Consider the following 24,007-nt stretch of genomic DNA (forward strand, 5'->3'; position numbering starts at 1 on the left):
CGTGCTCGGGCGCTCGTGCTCAGCCGCTCGTGCCCAGGCGCTCGTGCTCAGGCGCTCGTGAGGATGACGAGCTGCTGCGTGGCGCGGGTCATCGCGACGTAGCGGTCCACCGCTCCCTCGATGCCCTCGCCGAACGTCTCCGGGTCGATGAGGACGACCAGGTCGAACTCAAGGCCCTTCGACAGCTCCGGGGTCAGCGACCGGACGCGGGGCGTCGCCCGGAAGCGGGGGTCGCCGATGACGCAGGCGATGCCGTCGGCGTTCACACCGAGCCAGGTGTCCAGGACCGATTGCAGCTCCGTCACGGATCCGCGGACGACCGGGATGCCGCTGCTGCGGATGGAGGTCGGCACGTTGGCGTCCGGGAGCGCGGCCCTGATGACCGGCGCCGCCTCCGTCATGACCTCTTCCGGCGTGCGGTAGTTGACGGTCAGGGAGGCCACGTCGATCCGGTCGAGGCCGACCCGCTCCAGCCGTTCCTGCCACGACTCCGTGAATCCGTGCCTGGCCTGGGCGCGGTCGCCCACGATGGTGAAGCTCCTGGACGGGCAGCGCAGCAGCAGCATCTGCCATTCTGCGTCGGTCAGTTCCTGTGCCTCGTCCACGATGACGTGGGCGAACGGGCCCGCCAGGAGGTCAGGTTCGGCGGTGGGCAGCGCGTTCTCGTCGACCAGGGAGGCCTTCAGGTCCTGCCCGTGCAGCATTCCCAGCGCGCCCTCGCTCTCGTCGATCTCGACGTTCTGCAGCAGGCTGTCCATGACGTCGGCCCTGCGTGCGAGTTCGGCGGCGACGGCGGTCTCGTGCCGGTGCTTGCGCACGGACGCCTCGGGGTCGCCGAGCCGCTGCCGTGCCGCGTCCAGGAGCGGCAGGTCGGACACCGTCCAGGCGTGGGGTGCGTCCTTGCGCTGCAGCTTCCGTACGTCGTCGGCGTCGAGCCAGGGCGCGCACTTGCGCAGGTAGGCGGGTACGGACCAGAGGTCGCCGACGAGGTCGGTCGGTTCGAGGATCGGCCAGGCGCGGTTGAGGGTCCCGATCAGCTCCCGGTTCTGGAGCAGCGACCTCCGGAGCAGCTCGGGCGAGACCTCGTCGTCGTCCCCCGCGTCGTCCCCGTACTCGTTCTTGTGCTTGTCCAGCAGGATCGTGAGCAGTTCCTCGCGGACCTGGTCGCGGGCCTCGTTGTGCGGAGTGCCCGGTTCCACCGCGGCGAAGGCGGCGGCCCAGTCGTCGGCGCTCAGCCAGATGTCGGACCAGTGGGTCGAGACCGTCATCCCCTTGGTGGGCGGCTCCTCGTAGATGCCGACGGCCGGCTCGATCGCCTTCACCATGTCGGCGGACGACTTCAGACGGGCCACCTCCGGGTCCGCCTCGGCCCCTGCTTCGGCTCCCTCCTCGACGAGGTCCCGCAGGATGCAGGTCTGTACGCCCTCCTCGCCGAGGCTGGGCAGGACGTCGGCGACGTAGTCCAGGTAGGGGCGGTGCGGGCCGACGAACAGCACGCCGCCCCGACGGTGGCCGAGGCGGGGGTCGGCGTAGAGGAGGTAGGCGGAACGGTGCAGGGCGACGACGGTCTTGCCGGTGCCGGGACCGCCGTCGACGACGAGTGCGCCGCGGGACCCCGCGCGGATGATGGAGTCCTGGTCGGACTGGATGGTGGAGAGCACGTCCCGCATCCGGGCCGACCGGTTGCTGCCCAGGCTGGCGATGAACGCGGACTGGTCGTCGAGCGCGGCATGCCCCTCCAGTCCGTCGGCGGTGAAGACCTCGTCCCAGTAGTCGCTGATCCGGCCGCCGGTCCAGCGGTACCTGCGGCGGCTCGACAGGCCCATCGGGTTGGCGTGGGTCGCCGCGAAGAACGGCTCGGCCGCGGGCGAGCGCCAGTCGACGAGCAGTCGGTGCCCCGCGCTGTCGGTGAGGCCCAGGCGCCCGATGTACACGCGCTCGGCGTGGTCCGCGCCGCCCTTCTGGACGAAGTGCCCGAGGCACAGGTCAAGCCCGAAGCGGCGCAGGGTGCGCAGCCGGCCGGTCAGCCGGTGGATCTCCGCGTCCCGGTCCATCGCTTCGCGGCCGATGCCGCCGCGCGACCTGCGGACCTCGTCGAGGCGGTCGGACAGTTCGGTGATCGACTCCTCAAGGCTCGTCGCGATGGCCGCGAAGTGCTTCTCGTCGCCGCCGATCAGCGCCGGCCCGGCCTTGGCGGCAAGGCGGTCGGGAAGGTCGAACGCGCTGGTGGTCAGGGGGTTCGTTTCATCAGCCACACGCACTTCGTCAATCTCCCATATCCGCAGGTCCAGGCTTAGGTCCGTGATTCTGCGGCATGAGGGGGGCCTTGCCGCAAGGCCCCCCGTGCGTTATAAGTTGAAAGTGGCAAGAGGTGGGTATCCCCCCCTTGCCGCCCCTCCCCCAGCCGCCTTCCTTCGCTCACATGGGCAGTGAGCGCAGGCGCACCGCACCCTCCGGCCAGTCCTCGTCCCCGTGCAGCGGTGTCCACATGGTCCGCAGCGGCATGAGCACGACGCGCTCCTGCGGCTGCTCGACGTGAACCTCCCTGTCGATCGCGCGCCAGCCGAGCTTCTCGTACAGCGCGACGAGCGGCGGCCTGCAGAAGAGGAGCGCCCGCTCGGGACCCATGGTCCGCGCGTGCTCCAGGGCCGCCCCGACCACCCGTCGCGCCAGCCCCTGCCCCCGTACGTCGGCCGCCACGGCCACCCCTCCGACGCCGACCACCTCCGTGTCCAGACCGCCGACCGACAGCGGCAGCCTGCGCAGGCCGGCGTGCGCGACGAGACGTCCGTCGGTCTGCACCAGGCCGAAGTGCTCTTCCTTGGGAAGCCAGGTCAGACCGGTGTCGGCCACGCCGAACGGGTCGGCGCCGTCACCGAGTATCCGGGCCGTCTCGTCCTTCGTATAGCGGTCGAGGCGCTGGACGGCGAGGGCCGGGACACCGGTCGAGAGATCATCAGTCATGGCCCTCATGATGCCGTGGTGCCTGCCGCTGTCAGTGATCGGTGTGCTCAAGGCGCCGGTGCAGGTCCAGGCCGCTCGTGCCCGGGGTTTCCACGCCCGGCAGCAGGCGCATGTCGTGGTCGTAGTCGCCGCCGACGAGTGTGCGGTACGGGACCGGAGTGTCCGTGAAGAGGTGGTCGAGGCGGTGGGCGTACGCCTGCTTCGCCGCCTCGAACCGGTCCTGCGGCAGGGAGTTGGCCTCGTACACCGCGAACGGTTCGAGCGGGGACATGCCGGTGAACCAGAACAGGCCGTGCTGCAAGGGGTGCAGGACGTCCGCGAGGCTGCCGTGCAGGCCGCGGTCGGAGAAGGAGGGTTCGCGGGCGCCGGCCGTGACCGACAACAGGGCCCGCCGTCCCGCGAGCACGTTCTCGCTGTACGGCGGCGGCAGCTCGGGTCCGTACGCGAAACCGGCGGTGAAAACCCGGTCCACCCAGCCCTTGAGGATCGCCGGGGCTGCGAACCACCACACCGGGAACTGCAGGATCACGGCGTCCGACCGGCGCACCTTCTCCTGCTCCGCCGCGACGTCCGGCGTGAGCCGGTCCGCCAGTGTGGCCTGTTCGGAGGCGGCCATCACCTCCAGCCTCCGGTCGCCCGGGTGGTCGGGGAAGTCGTCGGCGTCGACGGTCGCCTTCCACTTCATCGCGTAGAGGTCGGAGACGCGGACCTCGTGCCCGGCCGCGCGCAGGTGATCGGCGGCGAAGGCGGTCAGGGCGGCGGTGAGGGACCGGGGGTCGGGATGGGCGCTGACGAGGAGGATCTTCTTGGACCGGGAGGAGTTGGGCTGGGAGGAGGTGGCCAGCGAGGAGTTGGGCTGGGAAGAGTTGGCCTGGGGCGAGGTGAAGTCGTTCATGGCTTTACGTTCTCCCGGACGCGGCGGGGTAGCCAGAACCCTCTTCGACCGGTGGATCCCCGATCCTGGTACTGCGAGGGCCACCCATAATGGAACGCATGGACGCCATGGACGGCATGAAGGGCACCGAGACAACCGAGCGCCCCGAGGACACCGGCAGCGACACCCGCCACGCGCTCGGCGGTTTCCTGCGGGCCCGCCGGGGGCGCGTCACGCCGGAGACCGTCGGGATCACGGGCGGCCGGCGGCGCCGCGTACAGGGCCTGCGCCGCGAGGAGTTGGCGCAGCTCGCGGGGATCAGCGTGGACTATTACGTACGCCTTGAACAGGGCCGGGCCACCCAGCCCTCCACCGAGGTGCTCGACGCGCTCGCCCGGGCGCTGGGCCTCGAAACGGCAGAGCGCAGGCATCTCGCCACCCTCGCCGGGGCCAGGGGCGGACCGGCGCCGACCGCCCGGATCGGCCCCGTGCTGCGCCGGATGATGGAGTCGCTCGACCGCTTCCCGGTGTTCGCGACCAACCACCGTATGGACGTGGTGGCCTGGAACGACCTGGGCTCCGAACTGCTCGGCGGCATGACCGGGCCGCCACCGCGCCGGGACCCCAACAACGCCAGGTTCGTCTTCCTCGACCCGGCTTCCCGGCTCGTTCACCCCGAGTGGGAGGAGCGGGCGAAGGAGACCGTGGGGCAGCTACGCGTCGCAGCGGGACGCTACCCCCACGACGCCGAACTGACCGCGCTCATCCGTCAGCTGTCCACGGAGAGCGCGGAGTTCAGCAGAATCTGGGCCACCGGCGAGGTCCTGATGTGCACAGCAGGCCGCAAGCGACTGGCACACCCGGCCACCGGCCCGCTCACCCTGGACTTCGAAACGCTCCACGTCCCCGCGGAACCCGGCGAAACGGGCCTGGTGGTGCATGTGTACGGCGCGGAGGACGGCTCACCGGAGGCAGCCGCACTGGAACGACTGAGCTCGGGAACGGCCGCCGCACGCTGATATCGACCGCCGCACGCCGATGCCGAACTGGCGCCGGGTGAGGTGTTGTTGTCCGCGGACAACAAAATCGGCGCCGGAGAAGCGCCGAAATTTACTGCAAATCACCCCGAATCGGGCGGGAAGTGCTCTCCTGTCTGCACAGCTCGCTCCGCCGCTTCCCTGGCCAGGTCCGCGTACTGCCGGAAGAGGACGGGATGGGCCGCATCCTGTCCGCGTGCGTCCAGGGCCGCCCAGCAGCGGGCGACGAGACCGCGCGCCTCAACGCCCGGCCAGGGGTCGGGCAGCAGCTCGGGCGGGAGCAACGGGTCGGGTTCCGTCGCACGGCTCAGCTCGGCGGCCAACTCGACGGCAGTGGTCAGGAGTTCGGCCGGGCTGAGGTCGGCGGGGCCGGTGAGGCGGGTGAGCCGGGGGCGGGCGATGCGGGCGAGGCGGTGGTAGCGGTCGGCGATCTCCTGCTGGGGCCAGAGGGTACGGGCGAGTTCGGCGGGATCGCGGATCGTGGTGCCCCTGCGCAGGTCCGTCGCCGTGAGGAGGGTGAGCGCGTCGAGTACGCCGAGCCTGCGGGCCGCGTCCTCGACGTACGGTTCCCAGGCGTTGGCGCAGACGTACAGTCCGCCCTGGAGCGGTGAGCCGCCGAGCTGTACGAGGGTGTCGCGCAGGGAGTCGCGGGCCGCCCGGTCCGACTCGGGCACCGCGAACGCGACCAGGTGCCAGTTGCCGTCCCAGGGGGCGAGCCCGGCGTCCTGCCGGAAGGCGTACCGGAGGAAGTCGGCGTTGGGGGCGAGGGCGCGGACCGTGTCCTCGGTGGCGTGGAGGCGCGCCTTGCGGCCCCGCCCCTCATGGGTGAAGCGGCCCTCGGCGACGAGCCGTTTGATGCACAGCCGCACCTGCTGGTCGCTCATGCCGAGCACGTCGGCCACCGCGTACAGCCCCCCCGCGTCGACCGTGCCGTCCTCGCGGATCAGGGCGTGGACGAGCATGCGGGTGGGGACTTCGACGCGGTCGGCGGGATCGGCGGGATCGGCGCGGTCGGCGGGATCGGCAGGGGCCACAGGCGCGGCGGAGGCGGCAGGGTCGGCGGAGGCTGCGGGGATGGTCGCGGGCATGTCGGTCAGTGTCCTCTCAGCGGGTCCTGCGGTACGGCCCGGTGCATCGTCGTCACCGCGCCGAACCCCAGCAGCCTACGGAGGTACGGCGTCCGCTCCGTCCGTACGGCCGTGAAGCCGCGCCTCTCGTACAGCGCCCGGGCGCGCGGGTTCACGTCGATCACGTCGAGCCGGATCTCCCGGCAGCCGTGCTCCGCCGCGATGGCCGCCACCTCTTCGATGAGCAGGCTCCCGGCCCCCCTGCCCCGCGCACGGGCGTCCACGGCGATGCCGTCCATGACCAACTGACCGGCGGCGGGGCGCCGTTCGAACAGGGTGAGCAGGGCGACCCGGTACAGCCCGCGCACCCAGCCGTACGTACGCAGGACGTCGGAGGCGGAGCCCCCGATCAGCGCCCGGCCGCCGACCTGGTACCCGGCGAGACCGACGAGCTGTCCTTCGAGGAGCGCACAGACGGCGCGGTCGGCGTCGAGACGGGCGGCGAGGAAGGGGATCGCCTTGGCGGGCGGATTCAGCGCCGGTCCGAGCTTGCGGCCGAAGGCCTCCCAGTAGAGCTCGGCGGCCCGCTGCTCGGTTCCTGCGGGGAGGCCACGCAGGAGTTTCAGGTCCTCTGTGTCCATGGCTGCATTCATGACACTCAAACTATCATCTAGTCGTCGGTCGTGACAGATGCGATAGTTTTGGGAATCCGGTCCGTCTTCGGGAAGGAACCCGCCCCATGCCCCGACCCACGCCCCGACCCCGCCTCCGCCCTCTCCGCCTCGCCGTCTGGTCGCTCGCCGTGCTCCTGGTGGTCGCCGCCGCGCTCGGTGGGGTGGTGCTCCGGCAGCACTCGTACGACATGGACGAGCAGCGCGTCACCGTCCGCCACGGCGGCCACACCCTGCACGGCGTGCTGGCCACGCCCCGGGACGGCCGCGCACGCCACGGACTGGTGGTGTTCGTGCACGGCGACGGGCCGGTCGACGCCACCCACGACGACGGCTACCGGCCCCTGTGGGAGGCGAACGCCAAGGCCGGTTACGCCTCCCTCTCCTGGGACAAGCCCGGTGTCGCGGGTGCGCCGGGCGACTGGCTCGGCCAGTCCATGGACGACCGGGCCGACGAGACCGCCGCCGCGATCGCGTGGGCCCGTGCCCGCCCGGACATCGACGGCGACCTCATCGGACTGTGGGGTGCCAGCCAGGCGGGCTGGGTGCTGCCGAAGGTCGCCGCCCGCACGCGGATCGCCTTCGCGCTCGCCGTCTCGCCCGCGGTCAACTGGCTGCGGCAGGGCCGTCACCACCTCCTCGCCGCACTGCGCGCCGAGGGCGCTCCGGCCGCCCGCACCAGGGCCGAGGTCGAACGGAGCGATGCCGTCCGCCGCCTGTTGGCACGCCGCGCGACCTTCGAGGAGTACGAGGCCACGATGAAGGAACTCGACGCCGGCGCCACCGTGACGCTCGACACCAACGCCACCATGACGGCGGCCCGTTGGCGCTTCGTCACCAGGAACCACACCGCCGACGCCACCGCGGACCTGCGCGCCCTGCGCGGCGTACCGGTGCTGCTGACCCTCGCGGACCACGACCTCAACGTGGACACCGCCGAGACGGAGTCCGTCTACCGCAGGGAGTTGGCCGCAGGCGGCACGCTGACGGTGGACCGCTACCCCGACGCGGCCCACTCCCTCGTCAAGCGGTCCGTCGAGGAGTCGGCCGCCAGGATCGCCCTGACCGCCCTCTTCGCGCCCCGGGCACTGTTCGCGGACGGATTCCTGGACCGGCAGCGGGACTTCCTGCGGAGGCCCGGCACCTCGTAGTCCTCTCGCACACGACGACGCCGTCCTGCCGAGCCACCGGACCGGGCCGACCGTTGGCCGTGCGGATCGGGGCTACGGGCGCCAGTACAGCGCCGGATCAGGAAGGTCGGCGAAGCCGAGGGCGCGGTAGAGCGGCTCGCCCTCGGCCGAGGCGTACAGATCGACCCGGGCCACCTCCTGCTCCCGGAACCAGTCGAGCAGCCCCTGCATGACCGCCCGGCTGTGACCGCGCCGACGGTGTCCGGGGTCGGTGACGACGCCGATGACCTGTCCGATCCGGCCGTTGCACAGGTGCGGCCCCGGGAACCGCTGCTCGATGGTGCCGATGCCGCAGGCGGCGAGGGGACCGCCCGTGCGGGGGTGACCGGCACCGTCACCCGTGGGCGGATCCTCGCCGTCCACGACCAGGATCCGTACGGCGTCCGACGTCATCTGCTCCTTGAGTACGGCGGCGAGCATGTGCCGCCAGTCCCCTTCCGCGGACGAGGGGTTGAAGAATTCGCCGCCGAGGTCGTCGAAGAGCAGCGCCCGCAGGCGTACGAGCTCCGGAATATCGTCCGCCGCCGCCTGCCGCACCCGTACCGTCCGCATCATGTAATGACCCTAAGCCGTGGGGGACACTTACGAAACCCCTTCGATACCCCGTGTCTCCGCCGACACCCACTCCAGATACGCCGCACTGCCCGTCGTCACGGGTACGGCGATGATCTCCGGGGTGTCGTAGTCGTGCAGCTCTCCGATCCGGCGCGCGAGCTCCGCCACCAGGTCGCCGCGCGTCTTGAAGTCGATCCGCCACTCCTGCGCACGCTCGACCGCACCCTGCCACCTGTACACCGAGGAGACGGTGAAGACCTGTGCGCAGGCGGCCAGTTGGTCCTCGACGACCCTGGCGGCCAGGGCCTGTGCCTTGTCCTCGGTGTCGGTGGTCGTGGTCAGTACGGCGTATGCGGGCTCGGGGTTCGTCGTCATGACGCGAGCGTACGCAGCGACGTCACGCCCAGAAGGCGTCGAGGGGCTGCGGTGTGGCGGCGGCGATGAGGCGGCGGGCCGTGCGGTGGGCCTTGTCGGCGGGGTCGGCGATGTTGCCCAGGGAGTGGTTGGCCACGGTTCCCTCGTAGATCAGCAGCAGTTGGTCCACCAGGAAGCCGGGGTCGGGCGTGCCCGTCGCCTCGGCGAGGGCGAGCATCCGGCGGCGCAGCGCGCGCTTGTGCTGGGTGACGACCGCACGGGAGGGGCTCGTCGGACCGGCCAGCTCGAACTGGGCCTGGACGAAGGCGTTGCTGCGCATCCCGCCCGCAGCGGAATCGGCCCAGTCGCGGAGCGCGTCGAAGACCGCCAGCAACTGGGCGCGCGGGTCCGGGTCCGCCGCCTCCAGACGCGCGTCGAGCGTGAGCCGCCACCGCACCTGACGGCCGTCGAGGTAGGCGAGGAATGCTGCGGTGTTCACGGGGCCTCCGTGGGCCTTCGAGGGAGTCGGCGAGCAACTCGGCTTCGCATCGGAGCAGTTGGGAAGCGTCGGGGCGGAGTCGGAGTGCGGCGTCGTACCGTGCCTGATCGCGTGGCCGGCGTTGACCCCGTACAGCACGTCCTTGACGACCAGGACCACGCGGCGGAGGGGAGCATGCATGAGCAACGGTTCCTTCCTGGGTGTCCAGCAGGGAGGGGCGCTAATGGGTATACTTGGCTTTCTCTCATTACCGTAGCATGGAGTAAGCCTTGAAAGTGCTTTTTTCAAATTACGCAGCGGGTGCGGGTGTGGCCACCGACCTCGTCAACACCTCCGCCCTCGTGTGGCGCACGGCGGGCGAAGTCCTCACCGATCCGGCCGCCTTGGCCGCGTTCCTCGACGAACACGGCCTTCAGCTCGATGCGTCGGCCCCGGGTGAACTGCCCACCGGAGCGGACCTGGCACAGGTGCACGCCCTCCGCGACGAGATCCGCGGCCTGCTCGAACTCCCCGACGAAGACGAGGCAGTTGAGGGTGCGAACGTGCTCGTCCGCCGGGCCTCCGCAGGCCTGGCCCTGCTCCGGGACGCCGACGGAAGGCTCCAGTGGCACGTCACCACCGCACCGCAAGCCTCCCTGGCCGACGAGCTCGCCGTCCTCGTCGGGACAGGACTGCTCGGCGTGCTGCACACCCTCAGCCACGAGCGGTTCCGGCACTGTGCCTCGCCGGTGTGCGAGGGCATGTTCGTCGACACCAGCAAGGCCGGCCGCCGCCGCTACTGCATGCCGGGCCTGTGCGGCAACCGCCAGCACGTCGCCAACCACCGCGCCCGCCGACAGCCGGGCTGAGCCGGACCCGCGGGCGAGGTCGCCAGCCTCCGCCGGAGCCCCCGCGCCGCACCACCACGTACACCAGAGCCGCCACGAACTGCAGCCCGGCGATCACCACGAGGAGGTACGGGGCTCCCACCGCGACCGCCGCCCCTGTGAGCGCCGCACCGCACGCCGCCGCCGAGATCTTCAGGCCCGCGCCGAGCGTGAAGACCTGGGGCAGCACGGCGGGCGGCGCGTACTCGGCACGGATCCTGAGCGTCGCACCGAGCAGCGGTCCGTCGCAGATGCCGGCGAGAGCGAACAGCACGACGCGCGACGCGAACGAGGGCACGCACGCGGCTGCGGCCAGAGCCGCCCCCGTACCCAACAGGGCGCAGAGGACGAGGCGTTGGACGGACGAGACCGGCCGCCACCGCGCCATCACCAGTGAGCCGACGAGGCCGCCGACGGCGAAGGCCGTCATCAGATACCCGCCGCCACCGGCCGCCGCACCCGGATCGTCGCCCAGCAGCACCGCCGTCATGGACAGCCCGCCCACCCCGATGAAGGCGACGACGGTGGCGAGCGTGACGGCCCGCAGCTCCACGACCCGCCACACGGCCAGCAGCCCGGCCACGAGGTCGGCCGCCAGGGACGGCCTGCTCTCCGCCGCGGCTCCGGTAGTCCCCTCGGGTGGCCGCCGGTACGGCAGAGCCGTCACCAGCACCGCGGCCACGGCCGCCCCGCCGCCCAGGGACGCGGTGGCCACCGCCGGTGTCGCCACTCCCGCCACGAGCGTCACGGCGGCGGCGCCCGTCACCCCGGCCGCGTTGAAGGTGGCCGCGTCCAGTGCGTACGCGCGTTGCTGCGCCGCCCCCTTGTCCGTGAGGCTCGCCAACAGGCCCGAGAGCCCGCCGGTGACGATCGGCCCGCAGCTGCCACCGGCCACCGCCGCCAGGAGGCTCACCCCGGCGGGTACCTTCCCCACGATCAACGCCAGCACCACGATCGACGCCGCGAACACGCCCAGCGCACCCGCGTAGAAGAGCCTCGGTCGCCGCACCCGCCCGGCCAGACTGCCGGTCAGCGGCGCCGTCAGCACGTGCGGCGCCATCCAGGCGGTCAGTACGTACGCCCCCTGGGCCGCGCTGCCGGTGCGCTGGATCGCCAGCAGCGCCACAGCGATCGGCATGCCCTCGTCCGCGAAGCGGGCCAGGTAGGCGGTGGTCAGATAGACGGGCAGGCCGAACCGCTCCGGCACGCTCAACGCCTCTCCCCCGCCGCCCGTCCCGCACTCCAGGACCTGCACGGAACCTACCGGGGCGCGCCCGCCGGTGGCGATCACTTCCGTCGGTTCAGCCGGAACGTCGGTTCAGCCAGGACAGCAGGTCATCCGGAACCTCAGCTCAGCCGGAACCTCAGACGGCAGATGACCGCGTCCGTGTCCCTGCGGACCGCGTGGGCGACGACCGCGCCGCGCTGGTTCTGCAGGAGGCGCTGCCACAGGTGGGCGGGCTCGACCTCGGGGATGAGGACGGTGATGCGGGTGCCGGGTTCGTCCGCGGCGAGCTTGTTCGCGTACGAGGCGAGGGGCCGGCCGAGCGTGCGGCGCTCGGAGGCGATCCTGATGAGCGGGACGCCCGGGTTCCACAGGGCCCAGTCGCGTTCCAGGGCCTCGGTCTGGGCGCGGTCCTCGGGGTCGGGGTGGCAGACGGTGACCGCGTGCACCTCGTCGCCGAGCGAGACCGCCGCGCCCAGCGCCTCTCCGGTGAGGCGGGTCAGGGAGGAGACCGGGACCAGCACCAACGAGCGTGCGCGGCACGGCACTTGGGGGATACGGCCGACTTCGAGACGCGCGCCGATCCGCCCGTACGCACGGTGCACCTGCTCGAAGAGCACCATGAGCAGCGGCAGGGCGACGACGATCAGCCAGGCGCCGTCGTGGAACTTCGTCGCCGTGACGACGACCGCGCTCACGCCGGTGAGGAGCGCGCCGAAGCCGTTGAGGACCGCCTTGCCCGTCCAGCGCGGGCCGCGCACTGTGCGCCAGTGCAGGACCATCCCGACCTGCGCGACGGTGAAGCCGATGAAGACGCCGATCGCGAAGAGCGGGACGAGGGTGTTGGTGTCGCCGCCGGAGAAGAGGAGGAGGGCGGCGGAGACGGCGGCGAGGGTGAGGACGCCGTGCCGGTGGACCTGGCGGTCGGCCTTGAGGCCGAAGACGTGCGGGAGGTAGTTGTCGCGGGCGAGGAGTTTGAGGAGTACGGGGAGGCCGCCGAAGGAGGTGTTGGCGGAGAGCGCGAGCAGGGCGACGGTCGCGAACTGGACGAGGTAGAAGGCCCAGTTGTGGCCGAGCGAGGCGTCCGCGAGCTGAGCGAGGACGGTGACGCCCTCTACCGGCTGGAGGCCGAAGCGGGAGATGAGGACGGAAAGACCGATCAGCATCACCCCGAGCAGCACGCCGAGTGCGACTTCCGCGTGCTGGGCACGGCGGGCGGCCGGGGCGCGGAAGGAGGGGACGGCGTTGGCGATGGCCTCGACGCCGGTGAGGGCGGAGCAGCCGGACGCGAAGGCCTTCAGCAGGAGCAGGGCGCCGACGGTCGTGGCGTTGTCGGCGAGCACGGAGGCGTGGCCCGCCGCGGCCTCGACGGAGGCCGGGGCGTCGCGGAAGAGACCGACCAAGATCACGGTCAGGATCAACCCGACGAAGACGGCGGTCGGCACGATGAACGCCCGTGCGGAGTCGACGATTCCGCGCAGGTTCACGGCCGTGACGAGGACGAGGACGGCCAGGCAGAGCCACACCCGGTCGTCGTACAGCGCGGGAAAGGCGGAGGTGAGGGCGGCGACTCCGGCGGTCACGGCGACGGCCACGTTCAGCACGTAGTCCAGGACGAGGGACGCGGCGGCCACCAGACTCGTCCGTGCGCCCAGGTAGGTCTTGGCGACGGCGTAGCTGCCACCGCCGTCGGGGAAGGCCGCGATGACCTGCCGGTACGAGGCGACCAGCACGGCCAGCAGTGCGGCGATCCCGAGGGTGACGGGAAGCGTGAACCCGAGGCCGTGTCCACCGGCGGCGGCCAGGACGAGGACGATCGCCTCGGGCCCGTACGCCACGGAAGCCATCGCGTCGAGGGAGAGCGCGGCGAGACCGGTGACGGCGGTCAGCTTGTGCCGGGACGCGGGGTCGGCGTCCGGCTGCCCTGCCGCTCCTGCGTGGGGGGATCCCTCGGTACTGCCCGGGGACGAATGCTCCACGGAGGAAGCGGATGTGGGGGTGGCGGACATGGACGAGCTCCTTCATTGCAAGTCCGCCCAGCATCGGCCCGGTCTTGGCACCCGCCTGCTCTTCCTAGCGCCTTCCTGCCGACCGACGGTTCCGTTTTCACGCATCCTTGACGCCCGGACCGCCGGGACCGCCGGGCCCGGCCCGCTCGGGCCCGAGCCTCACCAGGGTGCGCTCATACCCGCCAACCACCGGACACCGCTGCCCGACCCTCCCGCCCAGCAGGGCGGGCTACCGACCGCGTGCGCGGATTCGGTGCCGGACGGCAGCCGCCGGGCTCGTCCCGCTGGGGCATGGAGACACCAGTCGTGTTCGGGCTCGCCATGGACTACGAGGTGTTCCTCGTGAGCCGCATGCGGGAGGCGTACGTCCACGGCGCCCGGCCGGGCGAGGCGGTCGTCATCGGATTCCGCTACGGCGGCCGGGTGGTCGGCGCCGCCACGATCATCATGATCAGCGTGTTCTCCGGCTTCATCACCGAGCACAACGACCTGATCAAAATGATCGGCTTCGCCCTCGCGGTGGCCGTGCTCTTCGACGCCTTCGTCGTGCGGATGGCCCTCGTACCGGCAACCACTGAGGCGGGGCAGCCGTCACGGCGAGTGCTCCGCCCGAGAGCGGGAGGAGGCCGCCCCGGCGGCCTCACTACGTCGCGGACGCCGGCAGGTCCGGGCAGACCGGTGGGCGGCCGGGTCCGGTGCGCAGGGTGAGGACCATGGTGAGGCCGCCGCCCGGGGTGTCCTCGGCGGTGAGCGTGCCGTCCAGCGCCTCGACGAAGCCCCTGGCGACCGCGAGACCGAGACCGACTCCGGCGCCGCGCGGGGTGTCTCCGTACCGCTGGAAGGGTTCGAAGATGCGTTCCTTGGCCTCGTCGGGGACGCCGGGGCCGCGGTCGATCACCCGGAGTTCGACGCGGTCGGCGAGGGCGCTGGCCGCCACCAGTACCGGGGTGTCGTCGGGGCTGTACTTGACGGCGTTCTCCACGACGTTGGCGACGACCCGCTCCAGCAGGCCCTTGTCGACCTCGACCATGGGGAGGGTTTCCGGGATGTCGAGGAGGACGCTGTCGCCGGGCACGCCGACCAGGGCCATCGGGACGACCTCGTCGAGGTCGATGGTGCGGATGAGCGGGGTGACGGTGCCGGTCTGGAGGCGGGACATGTCGAGGAGGTTGCCGACGAGGTGGTCGAGGCGGTCGGCGCCCGCTTCGATGCCTTCGAGGAGTTCCGCCTCGTCCGCCGCCGACCAGACGACGTCGTCGGAGCGCAGCGAGGTGACGGCGGCCTTGATGGCGGCGAGCGGGGTGCGCAGGTCGTGGCTGACGGCGGCGAGGAGGGAGGTGCGGATCTTGTTGTCCTGGGCGAGGCGCTGGGCGTTCTCGGCCTGCCCGATCAGGCGTTGGCGGTCGAGTACGACGGCGGCCTGGGCGGCGAACGCGCCCAGTACCCGGCGGTCCTCGGCCGGCAGTACGCGCCCGGAGAGGGCCAGCGCGAGGTGGTCGCCGACGGGCATCTCCACGTCCGCGTCCTCGGGGCGGCCGGCCGGAGCGGGACCGATGGAGCCGACGCAGGTCCAGGGTTCGACGTCGCTCTCGCGTTCCAGGAGGGCCACGGACTCCATGGCGAAGGTTTCCCGTACGCGCTCCAGCAGGGCGTCCAGCGTGGTCTCGCCGCGCAGCACGCTGCCCGCGAGGAAGGACAGGATCTCCGACTCGGCGCGCAGCCTGGCGGCCTGGTGGGTGCGGCGGGCGGCGAGGTCCACGACGGAGGCCACCGAGACGGCGACTCCGATGAAGACCACCAGGGCGACGATGTTCTTGGGGTCGCTGATGGTCAGCTTCCCGACGGGCGGGGTGAAGAACCAGTTCAGCAGGAGGGAGCCGACGACCGAGGAGGCGAGCGCCGGGAACAGTCCGCCGAGCAGGGCGGCGGCGATCGTCAGCGACAGGTACAGCAACATGTCGTTGGCGAGGCCGACTTCGGGGGCGAAGTTGCTGAGGAGAAGCGTGAGCAGGGCCGGTCCCGCGAGGCCGACGAGCCAGCCCCAGAGCGTGCGGTTGCGGCCGAGGCGGGCGCTGCGGGCGGCCGGGAGCCCGCGTCTGCCCGTACCCATCTCGTCGTGGGTGACGATGTGCACGTCGAGGTCGGGACCGGATTCCCGGGCGACGGTGGAGCTGACGCCGGGCCCGAACACGTACTGCCAGGATCTGCGGCGGCTGACGCCGAGGACGATCTGGGTGGCGTTGACGCCGCGGGCGAACTCCAGCAGGGAGGCCGGTATGTCGTCGCCGATGACGTGGTGGAAGGTGCCGCCCAGCTCCTCCACCAGGGTGCGCTGGAGGGCGATCTCCTTGGGCGAGGCCGCGGTGAGGCCGTCGCTGCGCCCTATGTAGACGGCGAGTACCTCACCGCCGGCTCCCTTCTCGGCGAGCCGGACGGCGCGGCGCACCAGGGTGCGGCCCTCGGGGCCGCCGGTGAGGCCGACGACGATGCGCTCGCGGGAGCCCCAGATCGTGGAGACCTTGTGGTCGGTCCGGTACTCCTGGAGGTACTCGTCGACCCGGTCGGCGGTCCACAGGAGCGCCAGCTCGCGCAGTGCGGTGAGGTTTCCGGGCCGGAAGTAGTTCGAGAGCGCCGCGTCGATCTTGTCGGGTTTGTAGATGTTGCCGTGCGCCATGCGGCGGCGCAGTGCCTGCGGCGACATGTCGACGAGTTCGATCTGGTCGGCGCGGCGGACGACCTCGTCGGGGACCGTCTCGCGCTGGCGCACTCCCGTGATCGACTCGACGACGTCGCCGAGGGACTCCAGGTGCTGGATGTTGACGGCGGAGACGACGTCGATTCCGGCGGTGAGGAGTTCCTCGACGTCCTGCCAGCGCTTGGTGTTGCGCGAGCCGGGGACGTTGGTGTGGGCGAGCTCGTCGACGAGGGCGACGGCCGGGCGGCGGCTGAGCACCTCGTCGACGTCCATCTCGGTGAACACCGCGCCCCGGTGGGTGAGTTCACGCCGCTCGACCTGTTCCAGACCGTGCAGCATCGTCTCCGTACGGGCCCGGTTGTGGTGTTCCACGAAGGCGACCACGCAGTCGGTGCCGCGCTCCACCCGGCGGTGGGCCTCGGAGAGCATGGCGTACGTCTTGCCGACGCCGGGTGCCGCACCGAGGTAGATCCTGAGCTTTCCGCGGGTGCCGCGTGCCGTGTGTGTACCGGATGCCTCGTGCGTACCGGGCGCCTCGTGTGTACCGGATGCCATGTGTGTCTCATGCCTCGAAGCGGTAGCCCATGCCGGGTTCGGTGATGAGGTACCGGGGGTGCGAAGGGTCCGGTTCCAGCTTGCGTCGCAGCTGGGCCATGTAGACCCGGAGGTAGTTGGTGTTCTTGCTGTGGGCCGGGCCCCAGACGTCCTGGAGGAGACGGCGCTGGGAGATGAGCCGGCCGGGGTTGCAGATCAGTATTTCCAGCAGCTGCCACTCGGTGGGCGTGAGCCGTACGTCCCGGCCCGCCCTGCTGACCTTCTTGGCGAGGAGGTTGACGGTGAATTCGCCGGTGTCGACGACCGCGGCCTCTTCGTGGGCCTCGGGGGCCGGGCCCGTCCGGCGCAGGGCGGCCCTGAGCCGGGCCAGCAGCTCGTCCATGCTGAACGGTTTGGTGAGGTAGTCGTCCGCGCCCGCGTCGAAGGCCTCTATCTTCTCCGGCGAGCTGCGTCTGGCCGAGAGCACCAGGACGGGGGCCCTGGACCATGCGCGCAGTCCCTTGAGCACGTCGATGCCGTCCATGTCGGGCAGCCCGAGATCGAGGAGTATCGCGTCCGGTTGCCGTGCCGCGGCGAGGCGGAGCGCGCTGGCTCCGTCGGGGGCCGCGTCGACCCCGAAGTTCCGCGCCTGAAGGTTGATCACGAGGGCCCGGACGAGTTGTGGGTCGTCCTCCACCACCAGCACCCGACTCATCGGTGTGCGGCCTTCCTGTCGGAGCGGCGGAAGCCGACGGGCTCCTTGGTGCTCAAGGTCCCGTCGGCTGCCGCGCAGTGCGGATAAAGCCATCAGCCCTTGGCCACAAGGGACTTGAGGGCGATGTTGAGCTGGAGGACGTTGACGCGGGGCTCCCCCATGAAGCCGAGCGTGCGGCCGTCCGTGTGGTCGGCGACGAGCTTGTCGACCGCGGCGACGTCGAGGTGGTTCTTCTCGGCGACCCGGTGGGTCTGGAGCTTCGCGTACTCGGGCGAGATGTGCGGGTCGAGTCCCGAGCCTGAGGAGGTGACGGCCTCGGCCGGCACGTCCGAGCGCTTGACCTTGTGGTCGGCGGTGGAGTTGTCCGTGATGACGGCCTGCTGAGCGGAGAGCACCTTGTAGCAGAGGGTGGCCTGCTCGTCCTCCGTCTTGTAGTCGGACAGCTTCGCCGGGCACGTGCCGTCGACCGCGCCGCTGTCGCCCGACAGGTTGGTCGCGCCGGACAGGATCAGCTTGTACTGGGTGTTGATGCTGTTGGAGCCCAGGCCGTTGGAGGGGCGCGGCTGGAACCACTTGAGGTCGGCCTGCGGGGTCTCCTCGGCGTTGTTCGGGTCCTTGAGGGGGAGGTTGTACGACTGGCCGATCAGCTCGGAGCCGACGACCTTGCCGGTCGTGGGGTCCTTGATCTCGGAGCCGTTGGCCTGGTCGGAGAAGGCGACCTGGGCGATGCCGGTGATGGCGAGCGGGTAGATCACGCCGCACACGACCGTCAGGACGATCAGGGCGCGCAGTCCTGCCCAGAGCAACCGGGCTGTGTTTCCTGCGGAGTTGTTCATGACGTGATCAGCCGATTCCGGGAATGAGGGAGAGGAGCAGGTCGATGATCTTGATGCCGATGAACGGGGCGATGAGGCCGCCGATTCCGTAGATCCCCAGGTTGCGGCGGAGCATCCTGTCGGCGCTCATCGGCCGGTACCGGACGCCCTTCAGGGCGAGCGGTACGAGCGCGATGATGATCAGCGCGTTGAAGATGACGGCGGCGAGGATCGCGGACTGCGGGCTGTGCAGGCCCATGATGTTGAGCTTGTCGAGGCCCGGGTAGACCACCGCGAACATCGCGGGGATGATCGCGAAGTACTTCGCCACGTCGTTGGCGATGGAGAAGGTCGTCAATGCGCCCCGGGTGATGAGGAGTTGCTTGCCGATCTCGACGATCTCGATGAGTTTGGTGGGGTTGGAGTCGAGGTCCACCATGTTCCCGGCCTCCTTGGCGGCCGAGGTGCCGGTGTTCATCGCGACGCCGACATCGGCCTGGGCCAGCGCCGGTGCGTCGTTCGTACCGTCGCCGGTCATCGCGACGAGCTTGCCGCCCGCCTGCTCGCGCTTGATGAGCGCCATCTTGTCCTCGGGCGTCGCCTCGGCCAGGAAGTCGTCGACCCCGGCCTCCTCGGCGATGGCCTTGGCGGTCAGCGGGTTGTCACCCGTGATCATGACCGTTTTGATGCCCATCCGGCGGAGCTCGTCGAACCGCTCCCGCATGCCTTCCTTGACGACGTCCTTGAGGTGGATGACACCCAGGACCCGTGCGCCGTCAGCGTCTTCCAGAGCCACCAGGAGCGGCGTGCCACCAGCCTGGGAAATCCGGTCGTTGAGCTCCTGGGCGTCTTCCGAGACACTGCCGCCCTGCTCCTTCACCCAGGCCACGACCGATCCGGTCGCACCCTTACGCACCTTGCGCCCGTCCACGTCCACACCCGACATCCGGGTCTGGGCCGTGAAGGCCACCCACTCCGCTCCGGCCAGCTCGCCCTGGTGGCGCTCGCGCAGTCCGTACTTCTCCTTCGCCAGTACGACGATGGAGCGGCCCTCGGGGGTCTCGTCGGCGAGCGACGACAGCTGGGCGGCGTCGGCCAGTTCGGCCTCGGTCACGCCTCGTACCGGAAGGAACTCGGCGGCCTGCCGGTTGCCCAGCGTGATGGTGCCGGTCTTGTCGAGGAGGAGCGTGGACACGTCACCGGCGGCCTCGACCGCCCGCCCCGACATGGCCAGTACGTTGCGCTGGACGAGGCGGTCCATGCCCGCGATGCCGATCGCGGAGAGGAGTGCGCCGATCGTCGTCGGGATCAGGCAGACGAGGAGCGCGACGAGCACGATCATCGACTGCTCGGCGCCGGCGTACGTGGCGAACGGCTGGAGGGTGACGACGGCCAGCAGGAAGACGATGGTGAGGGACGCCAGCAGGATGTTGAGGGCGATCTCGTTCGGGGTCTTCTGCCGGGCCGCGCCCTCGACCAGGTTGATCATCCGGTCGATGAAGGTCTCGCCGGGCTTCGTCGTGATCTTGATGACGATGCGGTCCGAGAGGACCTTCGTACCGCCGGTGACCGCGCACCGGTCGCCGCCCGACTCCCGGATCACGGGGGCGGATTCGCCGGTGATGGCGGACTCGTCGACCGAGGCGACGCCTTCCACCACGTCACCGTCGCCGGGGATGATGTCCCCCGCTTCACAGACCACGAGGTCGCCGATGCGGAGGTCCGTGCCGGGCACCCGCTCCTCGTTGCTGCCGATGACGCGACGTGCGACGGTGTCCGTCTTGGCCTTGCGCAGGGTCTCGGCCTGCGCCTTGCCGCGGCCCTCGGCGACCGCCTCCGCCAGATTGGCGAAGATCGTCGTGAGCCACAGCCAGGCGGTGATCGCCCAGCCGAACCAGTCGCCCGGATTCAGGATCGCGAAGACCGTGGTCAGTACCGACCCGATCTCGACCACGAACATCACCGGGGACTTGATCATCACCCGGGGGTCCAGCTTGCGCATCGCGTCCGGGAAGGACTTGAGGAGCTGCTTGGGGTCGAAAAGGCCGCCGCCGACCCGGCCCTGACCGCCGCTGCCGTTGTCGGGCTTGTGCCCGGTGGGCACGTCCGGGTGCGGTGCACGGGTCCCGGTGGTCGCAGTAGGTGTGCTCATGATGCGAGCCCTTCGGCAAGCGGTCCCAGCGCGAGCGCGGGGAAGTAGGTGAGACCGGTGATGATCATGATCGTGCCGACCAGCAGTCCGGTGAACAGCGGCTTCTGCGTACGCAGCGTGCCCGCCGTCTCCGGTACGGGGGTCTGCTCGGCCAGCGAACCGGCCAGGGCCAGTACGAACACCATCGGCAGGAAGCGGCCGAGCAGCATCGCGATGCCGATCGTGCTGTTGAACCACTCGGTGTCCGCGCTCAGCCCGCCGAAGGCGGAGCCGTTGTTGTTGGCGCCCGAGGTGTAGGCGTACAGGATCTCGGAGAAGCCGTGCGCCCCTGAGTTCAGCATCGAGTCGCCGGGCGTCGGCAGGGCCATCGCGGCGGCGGTGAAGCAGAGCACCAGTGCCGGGGTGACGAGGATGTAGCAGGCGGCGAACTTGATCTGCCGGGTGCCGATCTTCTTGCCCAGGTACTCCGGCGTACGGCCGACCATCAGACCGGCGATGAACACCGCGATGATCGCCATGACGAGCATTCCGTACAGTCCGGAACCGACGCCGCCGGGCGCGATCTCGCCGAGCTGCATGCCCAGGAGGTTGATGCCGCCGCCGAGTCCGGTGTTGGAGGAGTGGAAGGAGTTGACCGCGCCGGTCGAGGTCAGCGTCGTGGCGACCGAGAAGATCGCCGAGCCGCCGATGCCGAAGCGGTTCTCCTTGCCCTCCATCGCGCCGCCGGCCAGGTCGAACGCCGGGCCGTGGTGGGCGGACTCGGTCCACATCATCAGTGCGGTGAAGCCGAGCCAGATCGTCGCCATGGTGGCGAGGATCGCGTAGCCCTGCTTGACCGAGCCGACCATCTTGCCGAAGGTGCGGGTCAGTGCGAACGGGATGACCAGGATGAGGAAGACCTCGAAGAGGTTCGAGAGCGCGTTGGGGTTCTCGAAGGGGTGGGCGGAGTTGGCGTTGAAGTAACCGCCGCCGTTGGTGCCCAGCTCCTTGATGACTTCCTGCGAGGCGACCGCGCCGCCGTTCCACTGCTGCGTACCGCCCGTGAACTGCCCGACCTCATGGATGCCGGAGAAGTTCTGAATGGCGCCGCAGGCGACGAGCACGAGCGCGCCGATGACGGAGATCGGGAGCAGGATGCGGACGGTGCCGCGCACCAGGTCGGCCCAGAAGTTGCCGAGTTCACCGGTGCGGGAGCGTGCGAAGCCCCGTACCAGTGCGGCGGCGACGGCCATGCCGACGGCCGCTGACACGAAGTTCTGCACCGCGAGGCCGCCGGTCTGGACGACGTGGCCCATGGCCTGTTCGCCCGAGTACGACTGCCAGTTGGTGTTCGCGACGAAGGACGCGGCGGTGTTGAACGCCTGGTCCGGGTCGATCGAGGAGAAGCCGAGCGAGCCGGGCAGGCTGCCCTGCACCCGCTGCATCAGGTAGAGGAAGAGGACGCTCACCAGCGAGAAGCCGAGGACGCCGCGCAGATAGGCGGGCCACCGCATCTCGGTGCTGGGATTGGCGCCTATCGCCTTGTAGATCCACTTCTCGGCCCGCAGGTGCTTGGGCGAGGAGTAGACACCGGCCATGTAGTCGCCGAGGGGGCGGTACGCCAGCGCGAGCGCGGCGACGAGTGCGAGGAGCTGGAGCACTCCGGCAAGGACAGGAGACATGTCGGGCTCAGAACCTCTCCGGGTACACAAGGGCGAGGATCAGATAGCCCAGCAGGGAGACGGCCACGATCAGGCCGACGATGTTCTCGGCAGTCACAGCTTCGTCACCCCCTTGGCGACGAGTGCCACCAGCGCGAAAACCGCGAGTGTGGTGACGACGAAGGCCAGATCGGCCATCGCGAGCTCCTGAATGCAGTGGGTGGGTGGAGGCGGGTCTCACGACCCGGGCCGTTCGGCCGAGCCGTACGTCCCGAGAGAAGAGAAGCCCCTCCCCGCCCCCTTTTGACCTGCGTTAACGCCCCCCTGACGCGCGCAGTGCCGCTCTTTACGCGTCTCGTACGGGGAGATCACGGAACGGGGGATCCGGAGCCCCTCCCCGGCAAGACCCGCGAGGGCCGCTCACGCTGCCGTTCCGGCCCCCTGCACCCGGGCCTCACCCAGCCCGGAGAACTGCCCGCACGCGGCACACCACGGCAACCCGGATTCCGGGTCGGTGGGGCAATCCGCCGAACAGCGGGGGCACTCGGCCGCGGGGGCACCCTTCCAGGGGGTGAGGAGCGTACGGCGCCGCATGGTGGAGCGTACGGCCACGGCCTTCGGCCGGTTGGTCGCCACCTCTGCGCAGCTGTTCACCTGCGCGTCCCGGCACGCCCGCGTCTTGCCGAACGCGCACTCGGGCGGTGCCTCAGGCAGCCGGTCCCGACGCTGCCCGCGTACCGCGCAGCCCGCCGTGTTCCCGGGGTTCGCCGAGAAGGGACCGCGCCGCCCCTTCGGGCGGCCACCTCGCGGGTTCAGGACAGCAGCAGCGGCATGTCCCACCCCAGGTGCGACGCGCCGCCCGACGCGTAGGCGTCGAGGGCCAGCGAGAGTCCCGCCGCACCGTCCAGGTAGCCCGACATGTCCGTCGCGTACGGCACCTTCGTCATCGTGAAGCGGTACCCGAAGGGCGCCTCCTCGTCGTAGGCGTCGACGAGGCGCTCAGCGATGGCGTCGCGCAGGGACTCGATCCGGGGGTCCGCCGCGTCCTCGTTGAGCAGCCCCAGCAGATGCAGCGCGCCGCCCCAACCGTGGCACAGGGCATGGTCGTTGACGCCCCACTCGTCCATCGGCCGCACCAGCAGCCGGGCCAGCGAGTCCGTCGCCGCCGCCGTCCAGTCGGCACGGCCCAGCGCCCGCCCGGCGAGCTGCAGGGCGCGCGAGACGCCGGGCGTCCCGTAGCACCAGGAGGGCCAGCCCGCCTTCGCCGCCAGGGCGTCGGGACCGGCCGCGTACTCGTCGAGGTCGAGGTGGGCGGGCCAGTACGTGCCGTAGGCGTCGCGCTGCCGCCAGCGCAGCAGCAGCGCCGCCGTCCGCTCGACGGCCTCCTGCTGGCGCGGCACGCGAACGCCCTGCTGCCACGCCAGCGAGAGCAGCGCGAGCGGGCCCGCGATGCCGTGCGAGAGGCCGAGGTTGAGGTGACCGTACGGAAAGTCCTGCTCCTGGCCGACGCGCGGGGCGTCCAGCGCCCACCACCGGGGGACGTGGTGTTCTTGGTGCGGTACGTCGTCCCTGACGGCGAGCTCGGTCAGGTAGCGCAGTACGGTGTCGAGTTCCTCCCCGCATGTGTCGGCGCGCGCCAGCAGGTAGCGGCCCAGGCCCGTCGCGCCGCGGACCACTTCGAAGTGGCCCATGGTGGGGACGGGCGCGTCGTCGGGCACGGCGGGCAGTGCGGTGCGGACGACCTGCCGCTGGAAGTCGTCGAGCTGCCGCAGGACGCTCACGTATCCGCCGGTGGCACGGTGGGCGAGGAGCACGGCGAAGGCGAGCGCGCCGGGCCCCTTGAATACCCCGGACGCCGGATGTGCGCCGGTACCGGCGGCGCGGGTGGCAACGCCGAGGTACCGGTGGGCGGCGCGGGTCTTCTCCGGGGTGGGCCGGGCCGAACCGCTGAACGCCATGGCCACCCCGGGGCTTCCGCTGCCGAGTGACAGTTCGGCCCACACCGCCTCCGGCAGCCCGTCGTCGGCCGCTTCGGGCGGGATGCGGGTGGCGGCGGCGGTGGTCTCCGGGTCGGCGAGGCGTTCCAGGATCCGGTCGGAGGCCCGGGCTGCGCGGGCGTGCAGGGCCGTGCGGTCGACGGACATG

Annotated in this window: 19 protein-coding genes and 1 pseudogene; 4 read left to right on the forward strand and 16 right to left on the reverse strand. The window is 70.9% G+C overall.

The features are described from left to right. Positions 1 to 47 precede the first annotated feature (47 nt). From helR to ACWGIG_RS00015, 3 genes are all read right to left on the reverse strand, one after another. Positions 48 to 2,255, reverse strand: coding sequence for an RNA polymerase recycling motor ATPase HelR (helR, locus tag ACWGIG_RS00005; RefSeq protein ID WP_453319145.1), 2,208 nt, complete (start codon positions 2,253 to 2,255; stop codon positions 48 to 50). A 163-nt stretch (positions 2,256 to 2,418) separates the two neighbouring features. Continuing rightward, positions 2,419 to 2,964, reverse strand: coding sequence for a GNAT family N-acetyltransferase (locus ACWGIG_RS00010; protein WP_453319146.1), 546 nt, complete (start codon positions 2,962 to 2,964; stop codon positions 2,419 to 2,421). Positions 2,965 to 2,995: 31 nt separating this feature from the next. Beyond that, positions 2,996 to 3,859: an NAD(P)H-dependent oxidoreductase gene (locus ACWGIG_RS00015; protein ID WP_453319147.1), complete on the reverse strand. Its 864-nt coding sequence runs from the start codon at positions 3,857 to 3,859 to the stop codon at positions 2,996 to 2,998. A 98-nt stretch (positions 3,860 to 3,957) separates the two neighbouring features. Here ACWGIG_RS00015 and ACWGIG_RS00020 point away from each other — a divergent pair, with 98 nt between their 5' ends. Then, positions 3,958 to 4,857, forward strand: coding sequence for a helix-turn-helix transcriptional regulator (locus tag ACWGIG_RS00020; protein WP_453319148.1), 900 nt, complete (start codon positions 3,958 to 3,960; stop codon positions 4,855 to 4,857). Positions 4,858 to 4,958: 101 nt separating this feature from the next. Here ACWGIG_RS00020 and ACWGIG_RS00025 read toward each other — a convergent pair whose 3' ends face one another. Further along, positions 4,959 to 5,837, reverse strand: a complete 879-nt coding sequence (locus ACWGIG_RS00025) for a PaaX family transcriptional regulator C-terminal domain-containing protein (RefSeq protein WP_453319244.1) — start codon at positions 5,835 to 5,837, stop codon at positions 4,959 to 4,961. Positions 5,838 to 5,968: 131 nt separating this feature from the next. Further along, complete coding sequence (locus ACWGIG_RS00030) at positions 5,969 to 6,583, reverse strand: GNAT family N-acetyltransferase (RefSeq protein WP_453319149.1); 615 nt, start codon at positions 6,581 to 6,583, stop codon at positions 5,969 to 5,971. Positions 6,584 to 6,681: 98 nt separating this feature from the next. On the opposite strand from ACWGIG_RS00030, the gene ACWGIG_RS00035 reads away from it, so the two are divergent. Next, positions 6,682 to 7,764, forward strand: a complete 1,083-nt coding sequence (locus ACWGIG_RS00035) for an alpha/beta hydrolase family protein (protein ID WP_453319150.1) — start codon at positions 6,682 to 6,684, stop codon at positions 7,762 to 7,764. 72 nt (positions 7,765 to 7,836) lie between these two features. Here ACWGIG_RS00035 and ACWGIG_RS00040 read toward each other — a convergent pair whose 3' ends face one another. From ACWGIG_RS00040 to ACWGIG_RS00050, 3 genes are read right to left on the reverse strand one after another with little or no spacing between them, the layout of a single operon-like run. After that, positions 7,837 to 8,358, reverse strand: a complete 522-nt coding sequence (locus ACWGIG_RS00040) for a GNAT family N-acetyltransferase (protein WP_453319151.1) — start codon at positions 8,356 to 8,358, stop codon at positions 7,837 to 7,839. Between the two features lie 27 nt (positions 8,359 to 8,385). After that, entirely contained in the window at positions 8,386 to 8,733 is a 348-nt protein-coding gene (gene cutA, locus ACWGIG_RS00045; protein ID WP_453319152.1) for a divalent-cation tolerance protein CutA, read from the reverse strand. Between the two features lie 22 nt (positions 8,734 to 8,755). Further along, entirely contained in the window at positions 8,756 to 9,391 is a 636-nt protein-coding gene (locus tag ACWGIG_RS00050) for a hypothetical protein (RefSeq protein ID WP_453319153.1), read from the reverse strand. A gap of 128 nt (positions 9,392 to 9,519) precedes the next feature. Between ACWGIG_RS00050 and ACWGIG_RS00055 the strand changes: the two genes are divergently transcribed. Continuing rightward, positions 9,520 to 10,059: a CGNR zinc finger domain-containing protein gene (locus ACWGIG_RS00055; protein ID WP_453319154.1), complete on the forward strand. Its 540-nt coding sequence runs from the start codon at positions 9,520 to 9,522 to the stop codon at positions 10,057 to 10,059. 1,365 nt (positions 10,060 to 11,424) lie between these two features. Here the strand turns inward: ACWGIG_RS00055 and ACWGIG_RS00060 are convergent. Further along, complete coding sequence (locus ACWGIG_RS00060; RefSeq protein WP_453319155.1) at positions 11,425 to 13,311, reverse strand: APC family permease; 1,887 nt, start codon at positions 13,309 to 13,311, stop codon at positions 11,425 to 11,427. A 240-nt stretch (positions 13,312 to 13,551) separates the two neighbouring features. Here ACWGIG_RS00060 and ACWGIG_RS00065 point away from each other — a divergent pair. Next, positions 13,552 to 13,881, forward strand: a pseudogene (locus ACWGIG_RS00065) (MMPL family transporter); the annotation flags it as partial. A 73-nt stretch (positions 13,882 to 13,954) separates the two neighbouring features. On the opposite strand, the gene ACWGIG_RS00070 reads toward ACWGIG_RS00065, so the two are convergent. From ACWGIG_RS00070 to ACWGIG_RS00100, 7 genes are all read right to left on the reverse strand, one after another. Continuing rightward, the gene (locus ACWGIG_RS00070) at positions 13,955 to 16,561 is read right to left on the reverse strand and encodes a DUF4118 domain-containing protein (protein WP_453319156.1); all 2,607 of its coding nucleotides are present in this window, start codon (positions 16,559 to 16,561) and stop codon (positions 13,955 to 13,957) included. A 7-nt stretch (positions 16,562 to 16,568) separates the two neighbouring features. Then, entirely contained in the window at positions 16,569 to 17,255 is a 687-nt protein-coding gene (locus tag ACWGIG_RS00075; protein WP_453319157.1) for a response regulator, read from the reverse strand. 92 nt (positions 17,256 to 17,347) lie between these two features. After that, a complete protein-coding gene (locus ACWGIG_RS00080; RefSeq protein ID WP_453319158.1) occupies positions 17,348 to 18,091 on the reverse strand; it encodes a potassium-transporting ATPase subunit C in 744 nt (247 codons plus the stop codon). Positions 18,092 to 18,098: 7 nt separating this feature from the next. Beyond that, entirely contained in the window at positions 18,099 to 20,222 is a 2,124-nt protein-coding gene (gene kdpB, locus ACWGIG_RS00085; RefSeq protein ID WP_453319159.1) for a potassium-transporting ATPase subunit KdpB, read from the reverse strand. Beyond that, a complete protein-coding gene (gene kdpA, locus ACWGIG_RS00090) occupies positions 20,219 to 21,883 on the reverse strand; it encodes a potassium-transporting ATPase subunit KdpA (protein ID WP_453319160.1) in 1,665 nt (554 codons plus the stop codon). Before kdpA ends, kdpB begins: the two co-directional genes overlap by 4 nt. Before the next feature lie 7 nt (positions 21,884 to 21,890). After that, positions 21,891 to 21,980, reverse strand: a complete 90-nt coding sequence (gene kdpF / locus ACWGIG_RS00095) for a K(+)-transporting ATPase subunit F (RefSeq protein WP_037647273.1) — start codon at positions 21,978 to 21,980, stop codon at positions 21,891 to 21,893. A 694-nt stretch (positions 21,981 to 22,674) separates the two neighbouring features. Further along, positions 22,675 to 24,006 carry a lanthionine synthetase C family protein gene (locus ACWGIG_RS00100; protein ID WP_453319245.1) on the reverse strand — a complete coding sequence of 444 codons (1,332 nt, stop codon included), beginning with the start codon at positions 24,004 to 24,006 and terminating at the stop codon, positions 22,675 to 22,677. Position 24,007 lies beyond the last annotated feature (1 nt).

It is taken from the genome of Streptomyces sp. NPDC054863 (genome assembly GCF_053610825.1).

Coding starts and splice junctions, on each gene's coding strand:
- ACWGIG_RS00010 (WP_453319146.1), bottom strand. CDS start 2,964: ATGACTGATGATCTCTCGACCGGTGTCCCGGCCCTCGCCGTCCAGCGC.
- ACWGIG_RS00015 (WP_453319147.1), bottom strand. CDS start 3,859: ATGAACGACTTCACCTCGCCCCAGGCCAACTCTTCCCAGCCCAACTCC.
- ACWGIG_RS00020 (WP_453319148.1), top strand. CDS start 3,958: ATGGACGCCATGGACGGCATGAAGGGCACCGAGACAACCGAGCGCCCC.
- ACWGIG_RS00025 (WP_453319244.1), bottom strand. CDS start 5,837: ATGCTCGTCCACGCCCTGATCCGCGAGGACGGCACGGTCGACGCGGGG.
- ACWGIG_RS00030 (WP_453319149.1), bottom strand. CDS start 6,583: ATGGACACAGAGGACCTGAAACTCCTGCGTGGCCTCCCCGCAGGAACC.
- ACWGIG_RS00035 (WP_453319150.1), top strand. CDS start 6,682: ATGCCCCGACCCACGCCCCGACCCCGCCTCCGCCCTCTCCGCCTCGCC.
- ACWGIG_RS00040 (WP_453319151.1), bottom strand. CDS start 8,358: ATGATGCGGACGGTACGGGTGCGGCAGGCGGCGGCGGACGATATTCCG.
- cutA (WP_453319152.1), bottom strand. CDS start 8,733: ATGACGACGAACCCCGAGCCCGCATACGCCGTACTGACCACGACCACC.
- ACWGIG_RS00050 (WP_453319153.1), bottom strand. CDS start 9,391: ATGCATGCTCCCCTCCGCCGCGTGGTCCTGGTCGTCAAGGACGTGCTG.
- ACWGIG_RS00060 (WP_453319155.1), bottom strand. CDS start 13,311: ATGTCCGCCACCCCCACATCCGCTTCCTCCGTGGAGCATTCGTCCCCG.
- ACWGIG_RS00070 (WP_453319156.1), bottom strand. CDS start 16,561: ATGGCATCCGGTACACACGAGGCGCCCGGTACGCACGAGGCATCCGGT.
- ACWGIG_RS00075 (WP_453319157.1), bottom strand. CDS start 17,255: ATGAGTCGGGTGCTGGTGGTGGAGGACGACCCACAACTCGTCCGGGCC.
- ACWGIG_RS00080 (WP_453319158.1), bottom strand. CDS start 18,091: ATGAACAACTCCGCAGGAAACACAGCCCGGTTGCTCTGGGCAGGACTG.
- kdpB (WP_453319159.1), bottom strand. CDS start 20,222: ATGAGCACACCTACTGCGACCACCGGGACCCGTGCACCGCACCCGGAC.
- kdpA (WP_453319160.1), bottom strand. CDS start 21,883: ATGTCTCCTGTCCTTGCCGGAGTGCTCCAGCTCCTCGCACTCGTCGCC.
- ACWGIG_RS00100 (WP_453319245.1), bottom strand. CDS start 24,006: ATGTCCGTCGACCGCACGGCCCTGCACGCCCGCGCAGCCCGGGCCTCC.